The 11,482-nt window shown below is 52.4% G+C and carries 6 protein-coding genes and 6 pseudogenes; 11 read left to right on the forward strand and 1 reads right to left on the reverse strand.

From position 1 onward, the window contains the following. The 6 genes and pseudogenes from DZ54_RS26635 to pseI all read left to right on the forward strand — a co-directional run. Positions 1–247 (forward strand): DegT/DnrJ/EryC1/StrS family aminotransferase (locus DZ54_RS26635; protein ID WP_276201979.1); only part of this gene is annotated, 247 nt, incomplete at its 5' end. Next, complete coding sequence (locus DZ54_RS19030; protein WP_051415916.1) at positions 219–1,085, forward strand: DegT/DnrJ/EryC1/StrS family aminotransferase; 867 nt, start codon at positions 219–221, stop codon at positions 1,083–1,085. The genes DZ54_RS26635 and DZ54_RS19030, both read left to right, overlap by 29 nt. Then, positions 1,082–1,786, forward strand: a complete 705-nt coding sequence (gene pseF, locus DZ54_RS0104335) for a pseudaminic acid cytidylyltransferase (RefSeq protein WP_025673208.1) — start codon at positions 1,082–1,084, stop codon at positions 1,784–1,786. The genes DZ54_RS19030 and pseF overlap by 4 nt, the downstream gene beginning before the upstream one ends. Then, positions 1,783–2,877, forward strand: coding sequence for a UDP-2,4-diacetamido-2,4,6-trideoxy-beta-L-altropyranose hydrolase (gene pseG / locus DZ54_RS0104340; protein ID WP_025673209.1), 1,095 nt, complete (start codon positions 1,783–1,785; stop codon positions 2,875–2,877). The genes pseF and pseG overlap by 4 nt, the downstream gene beginning before the upstream one ends. Further along, the gene (gene pseH, locus DZ54_RS0104345; RefSeq protein ID WP_025673210.1) at positions 2,868–3,446 is read left to right on the forward strand and encodes a UDP-4-amino-4,6-dideoxy-N-acetyl-beta-L-altrosamine N-acetyltransferase; all 579 of its coding nucleotides are present in this window, start codon (positions 2,868–2,870) and stop codon (positions 3,444–3,446) included. Before pseG ends, pseH begins: the two co-directional genes overlap by 10 nt. Further along, a pseudogene (gene pseI, locus DZ54_RS19035) lies at positions 3,430–4,478 on the forward strand (pseudaminic acid synthase). The gene pseH and the pseudogene pseI overlap by 17 nt, the downstream one beginning before the upstream one ends. Before the next feature lie 120 nt (positions 4,479–4,598). Here the strand turns inward: pseI and icd are convergent. After that, positions 4,599–5,847, reverse strand: a pseudogene (gene icd / locus DZ54_RS19040) (NADP-dependent isocitrate dehydrogenase). Between the two features lie 139 nt (positions 5,848–5,986). On the opposite strand from icd, the pseudogene DZ54_RS19045 reads away from it, so the two are divergent. The 5 genes and pseudogenes from DZ54_RS19045 to DZ54_RS0104380 all read left to right on the forward strand — a co-directional run. Beyond that, positions 5,987–6,625: pseudogene (locus DZ54_RS19045) on the forward strand (pseudouridine synthase); the annotation flags it as partial. Positions 6,626–7,051: 426 nt separating this feature from the next. Next, positions 7,052–8,159 (forward strand): annotated as a pseudogene (mnmA, locus tag DZ54_RS19050) (tRNA 2-thiouridine(34) synthase MnmA). Positions 8,160–8,172: 13 nt separating this feature from the next. Beyond that, positions 8,173–8,816: pseudogene (gene hflD / locus DZ54_RS19055) on the forward strand (high frequency lysogenization protein HflD). 25 nt (positions 8,817–8,841) lie between these two features. Further along, positions 8,842–10,208 (forward strand): annotated as a pseudogene (purB, locus tag DZ54_RS19060) (adenylosuccinate lyase). Between the two features lie 122 nt (positions 10,209–10,330). Further along, on the forward strand, positions 10,331–11,479 hold the full coding sequence (locus DZ54_RS0104380; protein ID WP_025673212.1) for a ribosomal protein uL16 3-hydroxylase: 1,149 nt from the start codon (positions 10,331–10,333) through the stop codon (positions 11,477–11,479). Positions 11,480–11,482 lie beyond the last annotated feature (3 nt).

The following is an 11,482-nucleotide window of genomic DNA, read 5'->3' on the forward strand; positions in this document are numbered from 1 at the left end:
ATTCATCTCGCGACCCAAGGCCCGCAGTTCCGGCTTTGAAGCCGCCGTCGCCGAACTCACCGGGGCTGCGCATGCGGTCGCTGTTAATAGCGCGACATCTGCTCTGCATCTCGCTTGTCTGGCGCTAGGGTTAGGCCCAGACGATCGTTTATGGACCTCGCCCATCACCTTTGTCGCGTCAGCCAATTGTGGCCGATACTGTGGTGCCGCGGTAGACTTTGTCGATATCGACCCGAACACCCCGTAACCTATGCCCCCAGCAGCTCGCGAAAAAACTGGCGCAAGCGGCCGCTACTCAAACCTTACCCAAAGTGCTGGTGGTGGTGCATATGGCCGGTGCCAGTGCGCCAATGGCCGAGATTGCCGCGCTTGCCAAGCGTTATCAGGTAGCCATAATTGAGGATGCATCACATGCGATGGGCACCTCCTATCAAGAAGCGTCGGTGGGTGGATGCCAGTACAGCGATATTAGCGTATTTAGTTTTCATCCGGTCAAAGTGGTTACCGCGGGAGAAGCCGGGGTTGCCACCACCCAACATGCCACATTGGCGAAAGCGCTGCGTCTGTTGCGTAGCCACGGGATCACCCGTGATGCAGAAGACAGCCACGCTGCCCTGCCACCTTGGGGGTATGAACAGCATGCATTGGGGATGAACTATCGCCTCTCGGATATTCATGCCGCGCTTGGCCGTTCACAATTAACCCAGCTTCGTTCCTTTATCGCCAGACGGTTTGCACTCGCTGAACGCTACCATCAAGCACTGGCTGATTTGCCCGTTAAGCGGCCCATTTTAGACCCTGAATCGGCATGGCATTTGTATTTAATTGAGCTTGAGCACGCCGACATACGCCGCGCCGTTTTTGAGGCAATGCGTGCGCAAGGCATTGGCGTGAACGTGCACTATATTCCTGTGCATACGCAACCTTACTATCAAGCACAGGGCTTCCAGCCCGGAGACTTCCCGCTTGCCGAGCAGTATTACGCGGGCGCGCTCACTTTGCCGCTTTACCCCGATCTAACCGAGCAACAGCAAGATACGGTGATTGCTGCGCTACAAAAAGCCATTGAGGAGCGTAGCCAATGAATGTATGCATTATTCCCGCCCGCGGTGGCAGCAAACGCATTCCGGGTAAGAACCTCAAACGGTTTAACGGTGCGCCCATTATTACTTATGCCATTGCGACCGCACGTCAAAGTGGGTTATTCGATCGCGTCTTGGTTTCCACCGATTGCGAGGATATTGCCAGAGTGGCGCGCGATGCAGGGGCTGAGGTGCCTTTTGTGCGTCCCGCCGAGATTGCCGGCGATCACGCTACGACCTTGGATGTGCTTGAGCATGCGATCCAGTGGCTTAACCCGTCGCCACAGCAAACGCCTTTGCACGCGGTATGCTGCCTGTATGCTACCACCCCCTTTGTCACCGCGGATGACTTGCGCCAAGGCTTAGCGTTACTGGACGGTGACACCGTCAAATACAGTTTTGCCGCCACCCGCTACGCCTTTCCGATTCAGCGCAGTATTCATGTCGATGCCGATGGCAGTGTCAGCATGTTGTGGCCCGAGCACTTCACCACCCGTTCACAAGACTTACAGCCGGCCTACCACGATGCGGGAATGTTTTACTGGGGCACGCCAAGTGCGTTTTTAGCGCGCGAGCCGGTTTTTGCCCCCCACTCGAAAGCCGTATTGATCCCTCATTACCGCGTGCAAGACATTGATGAGCCGGATGACTGGCTACGCGCTGAGCTAATGTATCAACTGTTGGAGCAACAAGCCTTGCTATGAGCCATATTGCCATTCGAGTCGATGCCTCCCAAGCGATAGGCACCGGACACGTCAGCCGCATGCACGTGTTGGCTAGCATGCTTCAAGGGTCTGGCCATCAGGTAACCTTGGTCTGTCGCGACTTGTCCGGTAACCTGATAGCGGTTAGCCAAGAGCAAGGCTTAACGGTGGCGGTGTTGCCTGCCCCCGAAAACTCGCTTAGCAACACCGATTGGCTTGGTGTGAGCCAGCGGCAAGATGCCGAAGAGACAACCGCATGTGTTGCTTACCAGCCGGTGGATTTAATGGTGGTGGATCATTACGCCCTCGACGCCCGCTGGGAACAATCGATTCACACCCAATTGGGCTGTCCGGTGATGGTAGTCGATGATTTAGCCAATCGGCCCCACGATTGCGATCTGCTGCTCGACCAAAACCCTTGGCCCGACCGCACCACGCGTTACGCGTCACAGCTTTTAAATCCACAGACCCAGTGTTTACTGGGGCCTGACTATGCACTATTACGTCCAGCATTTGCCGCCTTGTATCCGTCTCTGCCGCCGCGGGAAGACAAGGTAATCGCCTTTTTCTCCGGCACCGATCCGACCGGCGAAAGCCGCAAGCTCGTGGACGCGGTCAAACACCTAGAAGCCGTTCAACACCTAGGAGAAAAGCAGAAGCTCGATAGGCTGCCTTTCTCGCTATTAATTGTCACCGGCCGGCGCAACCCAGACCGCGATACATTGTGTGAAGAGCCTGTCCCCGATGGGGTTAGTGTGGTGGAAGCACTGTCGGACTTTGATGCCCACATGGCACGGGCACGCTACGCATTTGGGGCCGCCGGCGTGACTGCCATTGAGCGCAGCTGCTTGGGGGTGCCTAGCACCTTGGTGTGTGTGGCGGAAAACCAACACGCCATGGCCGAGTATCTCGCCGGGCAGCCGGGCTATCAATACTTAGGACGCGGTGAGCACACCCGCTGGCAAGATTACGCGTCTGCACTGCAGCACCTTGCGGCAAACTGGCATCAGCTTCCTACCCTGCCAGCGATCACCGATGGAAAAGGCGCAGAGCGCGTGGTCGCGGCCTTGGAGCATGATTTATGCAACTAATTTTTAGAGCGGTGACTCACGCGGACAGTGACACTTTATGGCATTGGCGCAATCGTCCCGCCGTCCGCCAGTTTATGTACACCCAGCATGAAATAAGCGATGAAGAGCACAAGGCATGGTTCAGCCATACGCTCGCCAACGCGCACCGTTATTTCTATATCGTTTACAAGCAGGTAGACGGCCAACCGGATAAGCCACTTGGCGTAGTCAATCTTGACCTAAATAGCGAGAATAGGACAAGTGCGACCTGGGCTTTTTACGCCGCCCCCGATGCACCACGTGGCAGCGGCGCACTCATGGAATTTGGCGCATTACGCTTAGCGTTTGAAACCTTGGGCGTGACCCAATTGAACTGTGAAGTGCTCAGTCATAATCAGGGGGTGGTACGGCTGCATCAACGCTTTGGGTTTCGTGAAACGCCGCAAAGTCGGCAACGCACCTTTTCCCTGCCTGAGGGGAAAACAGTCGAGATTGTGTGCCTGTCTTTGTCCGCTGATGAGTGGCAGCAAGGCGCCCGTACCCTTCAAACCAAACTGAATATCGACACGGTTTATGAACAACGACATTAAGATTACAGGCCGTTTGATCGGTCCCCAGCATCCTCCTATATCATTGCCGAAATGTCGGCGAACCATAATGGTAGCCTTGAGCTTGCCAAACAAACCATTTCCATGGCCAAAGCCTGCGGTGCCGATGCGGTCAAAATGCAAAGCTATACCGCCGATACCATTACCCTTGATTGCGACCACGATGAGTTTCAGATCAAAGGCGGACTGTGGGATGGCTATAGTCTCCACCAGCTATATCGCTGGGCACAAACCCCGTTTGAGTGGCACAAGCCGTTATTTGATCACGCCAGAAAAGAAGGCGTTACCTTATTCTCCTCTCCTTTTGATTGCTCCGCGATTGACTTGCTCGAAGATCTTAACGCACCCGCGTATAAAATTGCCTCGTTCGAGGCGATTGACTTGCCCTTGATTCGCTATGCCGCGCAAACCGGTAAACCGATGATCATTTCAACCGGCATGGCTGACGAGACAGAGATTGCCGAGGCCGTGGCGACCGCCCGTGATAACGGCTGTCGTGAGCTGGTGTTGCTTCATTGTATCAGCGCCTATCCCGCGCCGATTGAACAAAGCCATCTGCGAACCATTCCAACCTTAGCCACCCGCTATCAAACCTTGGCAGGTTTATCCGATCATTCGCTGACCAATACCGCTGCCATTACTGCCGTGGCGCTGGGTGCGTGCGTGATTGAAAAACACGTGATGCTCTCTGAAGACTCGGGGGGGCCAGATGCTGCGTTCTCGCTCACGCCACCGGCACTCAGTGCACTCTGCGAACAAACCCGCGCGGCCTGGCAAGCGTTAGGAGAAAGCGCGCTAACTACCCGCGAGGCTGAATCGAGCAACCGGCAATTTAGGCGTTCTTTGTATGTCTGTGAGGATATCGCGCTCGGTGAACAACTCACGGCTGATAACGTGCGCAGTATTCGTCCCGGCTTTGGCCTAGCACCGAAACATTATGATGCCGTGATCGGAAAACGGGCCAAACGCGCGTTAACCAAAGGCACCGCGTTGTCGTGGGAGGATATGGATTAACCGTTCATCGTGAACCCTCTGAGCGGATAGCGCCCCCTCATCTGACTGGGCGTTAATAAAGAGACATAAAAAAACCCGGCTGACTGAGCCGGGTTTCGTTTTTTTACTGGCAGTCAGTGACTACATTTGCTTGATCATTTCGTCTGCAAATTCAGAGCATTTACGTAGGCTCGCGCCTTCCATTTGGCGCTCGAAGTCATACGTCACTGTTTTGTTCGCGATGGTTTTTTCCATTGATTCGATCACCAAATCAGCCGCTTCAAACCAACCATGTGGCGGAGCATCATTTCTGCTGACAGGATAAGCGACCCTGGGTTTACCTTATCTTGGCCCGCATATTTTGGCGCGGTACCGTGAGTTGCTTCAAACAGCGCAACACCGTCACCAATGTTGGCACCTGGGGCAATACCAATCCCGCCCACTTGTGCTGCCAAGGCATCAGATACGTAATCACCGTTCAAGTTCATGGTGGCAATCACATCATATTCCGCTGGGCGCAACAGGATTTGCTGCAAGAAGGCATCCGCAATCGAGTCTTTAATGATGATTTCTTTGCCGGTTTTTGGATTCTTCATCGTCATCCAAGGGCCACCGTCGAGCAACTCAGCACCAAACTCTTTGTTGGCGACTTCATAGGCCCAGTCTTTAAACGCCCCTTCGGTAAACTTCATGATGTTACCTTTGTGGACGATGGTCAGAGAGTCACGGTCGTTCTCGATGGTGTACTCAATCGCCGCACGAACTAAGCGTTTGGTGCCTTCTTCTGAAATCGGCTTGATACCGATACCGCATTGCTCTGGGAAACGGATTTTGTTGGCACCCATTTCTTCGCGCAGGAATTTGATCACTTTATCGGCTTCCGCGGTGCCGGCTTTAAACTCAACACCCGCGTAGATGTCTTCTGAGTTTTCGCGGAAGATCACCATATCGGTATCTTCTGGCTTTTTCAGAGGCTAGGAACGCCAGTGAAGTAACGTACCGGACGCGCACAGATGTAGAGGTCAAGCTCTTGACGAAGCGCCACGTTCAGAGAACGAATACCACCACCCACTGGGGTGGTCAGTGGGCCTTTAATCGCCACTTTGTATTCACGGATAAAATCGAGGGTTTCAGCTGGCAGCCATTGATCGTCACCATAAACCTTGGTGGACTTCTCACCGGTGTAGATTTCCATCCATGAAATCTTGCGTTCACCGTTGTAGGCTTTTGCAATCGCAGCATCAACCACTTTAATCATTGCAGGGCTAACATCCATCCCGATGCCATCCCCTTCAATGTAAGGGATCACAGGGTGGTTAGGGACTACCAGTTTTGTGCCGTCGAGAGTTATCTTCTGACCTTCCGCCGGTACAACTACTTTACTTTCCATTTTAATCTCCTAGCGTCCATTTGTTATCTTTGTGTAAGATGCGCATCGAGGATACTCGAATTCATACAACACGCCAAACAGATTATTACGTGTATAATACCAAAGTCTCATTTGCCGTTTAATCTATTTGACAGCCCTTATGCCATACAAAACTCGCCCCCAGCCAGCATCAAAGGCTGTTTCAAACACCACAGCCAAATCATCTCAACGTGCTCACGATTCGCGCGCGGCGGTGGTGGCCACAAATGTGATTATTGTTAATAAACCTTATAACATGTTGACCCAATTTAGCGGCGAGCCCGGTGACAGCACGTTGGCTGACATTGTGTCGGTGAAAGACGTGTATCCGGCCGGTCGGCTCGATAAAGATAGCGAGGGGTTGCTGGTGCTCACCAATAACGGCGCCTTACAAGCAAGGCTGACTCAGCCGTCCTCCAAATCCCCCAAAACCTATTGGGTCCAAGTAGAAGGCGAGCCCAGCGATGAAGCGATCCAAGCGCTTTGCGACGGCGTGGAGCTTAAAGATGGTCTGACGCTACCCGCCGAGGTATCAAAAATGGCGTCACCCGCTATATGGGAACGCCATCCGCCGGTGCGTTATCGCGCCAACCAGCCGACTAGCTGGCTTAAGGTGGTGCTGCACGAAGGACGAAATAGACAAGTACGCCGGATGACCGCCCATATCGGTCACCCGACGTTGCGCTTGATTCGCGCCCAACTCGGCCCATGGCAACTGGATGATTTACAACCGGGCCAATGGCGTGAAGTGGCTCCCCCGAAAGGCTTCGAGCAGTTCACACCTAAACCCAAGGAATCCAAGGGCTACAAAAGGAAARGTACCGCGAGGGCGCACTCGCTCGCCCAAGCGCGCACCGTCGAAGAGAGCTCGATAAGACGAGGCTCCCACGGCAATTATCGTCATTTCTCTAAGATGGGCACCACACAGAGACACGCCGTGAATCCATCCCTGGAGGCTCCGCCGCGCCATCCATGGCGCGGAGGGTCTTTGCGCGGTGCCCAATCACAGGTACTCTCCGTCATTGCTATTAATAGCATCAACACCAGCTGGAATCGGTCGCAGGCCACGCGACCATCCATCCACTGAGGATAACGACTAACGTGTGAGCCCTATCACATCTGTATCCGGCGATTTGATTCTGTTAAACTCAGCATCCATTTATTGATAGCAGCATTTGTGATCACCATGTCAGATAACAGCAGCAAAAAAGTGATTGTCGGGATGTCCGGCGGTGTTGATTCGTCCGTTTCTGCCTACTTGTTGAAACAACAGGGTTATCAGGTAGAAGGCCTGTTTATGAAAAACTGGGAAGAAGATGACAACGAGGAATACTGCTCTGCTGCAGAAGACTTGGCCGATGCGCAAGATGTCTGCGATAAGCTGGGCATTGAGCTACACACCATTAATTTTGCCGCTGAGTATTGGGATAACGTATTCGAGCATTTTTTGACCGAGTACAAAGCGGGTCGCACGCCGAATCCCGATATTCTGTGCAATAAAGAAATTAAATTTAAGGCATTTCTCGACTTTGCCGACGAAGTGCTAGACGCTGATTATATTGCAATGGGCCATTATGTCCGTCGCACCTTCCCTGAAAACGGCGAAAAAGCGCAAATGCTGCGCGGCTTAGATAACAATAAAGATCAAAGCTACTTCCTCTATACCCTAAGCCATGATCAAGTCGAACGTAGCCTGTTCCCTGTTGGCGATCTTGAGAAGCCACAAGTGCGCCAAATTGCTGAAGAACAAGGTTGGTGACCGCAAAGAAAAAAGACTCCACCGGGATTTGCTTCATCGGTGAGCGCAAATTTACTGACTTTTTATCTCAATATTTGCCCGCGCAACCAGGGCCAATCGAGACGACCGACGGTGAGAACATCGGGGAGCATCAAGCTTGATGTACCATACCCTCGGCCAACGTAAAGGCTTAGGCATTGGTGGACTGAAAGGCGGTAATGGCAGCGAAGCGCCTTGGTATGTGGTTGATAAAGACGTGGCGCGCAATATATTGATTGTCGGCCAAGGCCATGAGCACCCACGCTTATTCTCTACAGGCTTAATGGCTGCCCAATTGCACTGGGTCGATCGCGAGAATGTGACCGAGACACGCCGCTGCACGGTCAAAACCCGATATCGTCAACACGATATATCATGTACTATCACGCCTGTTGATAGTGACACGATAAAAGTGATATTCGACGAGCCGCAAATTGCTGTCACGCCTGGCCAATCCGCTGTTTTTTATGACGGCGACGTGTGCTTAGGCGGTGGCATTATCGAGCAACGTATTTAAGGAGCCGTGACCAGTGGCAGAGACGATTTATGATCGCACCCTCGCTTTTGCAAGCATTTGTCAGGCAGCGAAGTTAGTACAAGATGTGTCCCGTCAGGGCTATTGCGACCAAGACGCGCTAAGTACCAGCTTGAGTAGCATCGTCATAACCAATCCCCCCTCTACCCTGGATGTATTTCGTGGTGAGGTGGGTAATACCTCTGGTGGTGGTGAAGCAGGGCTCCATTTAGGCTTAGAAGCGCTGATCAGCAGCTGGATAATAGCAACAATGGCAGCGAGCTGATGCGTTATTTGATCAACTTGCTTGCCTTGGAGCGCAAACTTGCCAGCCGTCGCGATGCGATGGCGCAACTGGGCGATCGGATTGAAACCATCGAGCGTCAAACGAGCCACTTTGATCTGCTCGATGAGCAAATGATCAGTAATCTTGCCAGTATTTACCTCGACGTGATCAGCCCACTTGGCCCACGTATTCAGGTCTCTGGTGATCCTCAACATCTACAGCAAACCGGCGTGCAACATCGTGTGCGTGCCCTTTTGTTATCTGGTATCCGTAGTGCCGTACTATGGCGCCAGGTAGGCGGTAAACGCCGACATCTCATTTTTGGTCGTAAACAAATGGTTGAGCAGGCCAAAACTATCCTAGCCCGTAGCTAATCAGATTGAACTCAGGAGACATAAAATGGAACTGTCAGCGCTGACTGCTGTTTCCCCGGTCGATGGCCGATATGGTACGAAAACGATTGCGTTACGATCGATTTTCAGTGAATTTGGATTGCTAAAGTATCGCACCATCGTTGAAATTCGCTGGCTGCAAACCTTGGCTGCCACTGACAGCATCAAAGAAGTGCCTGCCTTTAGCGATGACGCCAACGCCCTCCTCGATCGAATTGCCGCCGAATTTGATGAGCAAGACGCCGCCCGAATCAAAGAGATTGAGCGCACCACCAACCATGACGTCAAAGCGGTTGAATACTTTTTAAAAGAGAAGATTGCTCACCACCCGGAAATCCATGCGGTCAGCGAGTTTATTCACTTTGCCTGCACCTCCGAAGATATCAATAACCTGTCGCACGCGCTGATGCTTAAAGAAGCGCGCGATACGGTGATTTTACCGGACATGCAGCGTCTTGCCGATGCGGTGAAAGACTTAGCACAACAATTCCGCGACGTGCCGATGCTATCGCGTACCCACGGCCAACCGGCGTCGCCATCGACTATGGGCAAAGAAATGGCGAATGTGGCTTACCGCCTCGCGCGTCAGATCAAGCAAGTCAAAAGCACGGAAATTTTGGGTAAAATCAATGGCGCGGTGGGTAACTACAACGCGCATTTATCGGCCTATCCAGAGATCGATTGGCACGCCTACAGTGAAGCCTTTGTCACTTCGCTCGGTATCGACTGGAACCCGTACACCACTCAGATTGAGCCGCATGACTACATTGCTGAACTCTTTGATGCCGTGGCGCGTTTTAACACCATTTTGATCGATTTTAATCGTGATATCTGGGGCTATATCGCACTGGGTCACTTCAAGCAAAAAACGATTGAAGGTGAAATTGGCTCGTCGACCATGCCACATAAAGTGAACCCAATTGATTTCGAAAACTCGGAAGGTAACCTCGGCCTGGCGAATGCCATTTTCTCGCACTTGGGACAAAAACTGCCGATCTCCCGTTGGCAGCGTGATCTGACTGATTCGACGGTATTACGTAACCTGGGTGTCGGCGTGGGTTACACCATGATTGCTTATGCATCGACCCTTAAAGGATCAGCAAGCTAGAAGTGAATCAAGCCGCACTGGAAACTGAACTCGATAAAAACTGGGAAGTGCTCGCCGAGCCTATCCAAACCGTGATGCGCCGCTATGGCATTGAAAAACCCTATGAGAAGCTGAAAGAGCTGACGCGTGGCAAGCGGGTGGATGGCGAAGGTATGCGTGCCTTTATTGATGGCCTCGATTTACCAGAGCATGAAAAAACGCGCTTGAAGCAAATGACACCGGCTAACTACATTGGCGACGCGGTTAACTTAACCGATAAACTCTAAGCCTCGTTCACTCTTAGCCATCAGTGATTGTCGGTCACCCTCTGCGGTGGCCGTTTTTGTACCGATTCGCACCCAGAATTATAGCAAGGTATACTGCCGCAAATTTCGTAATCTAGGTCACTATGTACCAATTTCAATTTTCACTCACCGAGTTTATGGCCAGTTACTGGCACCAAGCGCCGACGGTGATCCGACAAGGTCTGGCAGATTTTGACGATCCGATTGAGCCAGAAGAAGTAGCTGGCCTGGCGATGGAAGAAGACATTGATTCTCGTCTAGTCACTCAAGTAAATGGTCAGTGGCAAGTAGCAAACGGCCCTTTTGAGCACTTCGATGATTTCCCAGAAACGCATTCACAATTAGTTGTGCAAGCGGCTAACCATTGGCATCCTGGTGTGCGTGAGCTGGGTGATGCCTTTGCTTCGCTGCCGCAATGGTTGTTTGATGATGTGATGGTGTGCTATTCCCAGCCTCAGGGTGGCGTTGGGCCCCATATCGACCAATACGATGTCTTTATCGTGCAAGGCCAAGGTCGTCGTCGCTGGCGCGTCGGGCCGAAAGGCGATTATCAAGATGCGAACCTCGAGACAGGTCTCAAGCAAATCACTGGCTTCGATGCCATAATCGACGTGGAATTAGAGCCGGGCGATATTCTTTATATTCCACCAGGCTTTCCACACGAAGGCGATACGCTAGAACCTTCGCTCAGCTATTCCATTGGTTATCGGTCGCCAAAAGCCAGAGAGCTACTCAGTAGCTATGCGGATCAAGTGATCGTGGATGAAGCGGGCGATAATCATTTCCATTGGCCCGAGATGTCAGCGCAGCCAGACGCACCGGCAGCTCTCGACCCACAACATCTTGCTCAGATGGATGAGATGATGATGGCCTTGATGCACGACGAGAGTCGCAAAAAGCGCTGGATTGGTGAGTTTTTATCTCAAGCTCGGCATGAGCTGGATTTACTCAGCCCGGATCCGCAGTGGCAGCCGGACAGCCTCAAAGCCGCCATGGCAGACGGTTTGTGTTTGGAAAAACTCAGTGGCCTACGTGCGTTTTATCATGCTGATCAACCTGAGTTAATTTTTATGCTCGGTGAAAGCTTTGATTTACCACAAGACTGTGAGTCACTCACGGCGACGCTGTGCAACCAGCGCTTCATTGACTGGGAAACGCTTGGCTGCGCAACGGAAAGCCCCCTCTTTTGGCCAATGCTGACCTTATGGGTCAATCGCGGCTACTGGTATCCCTTAGATGAAGCACCAGAATAAGCG

This window comes from Salinivibrio socompensis S35 (genome assembly GCF_000513715.1).
GTDB lineage: Bacteria > Pseudomonadota > Gammaproteobacteria > Enterobacterales > Vibrionaceae > Salinivibrio > Salinivibrio socompensis.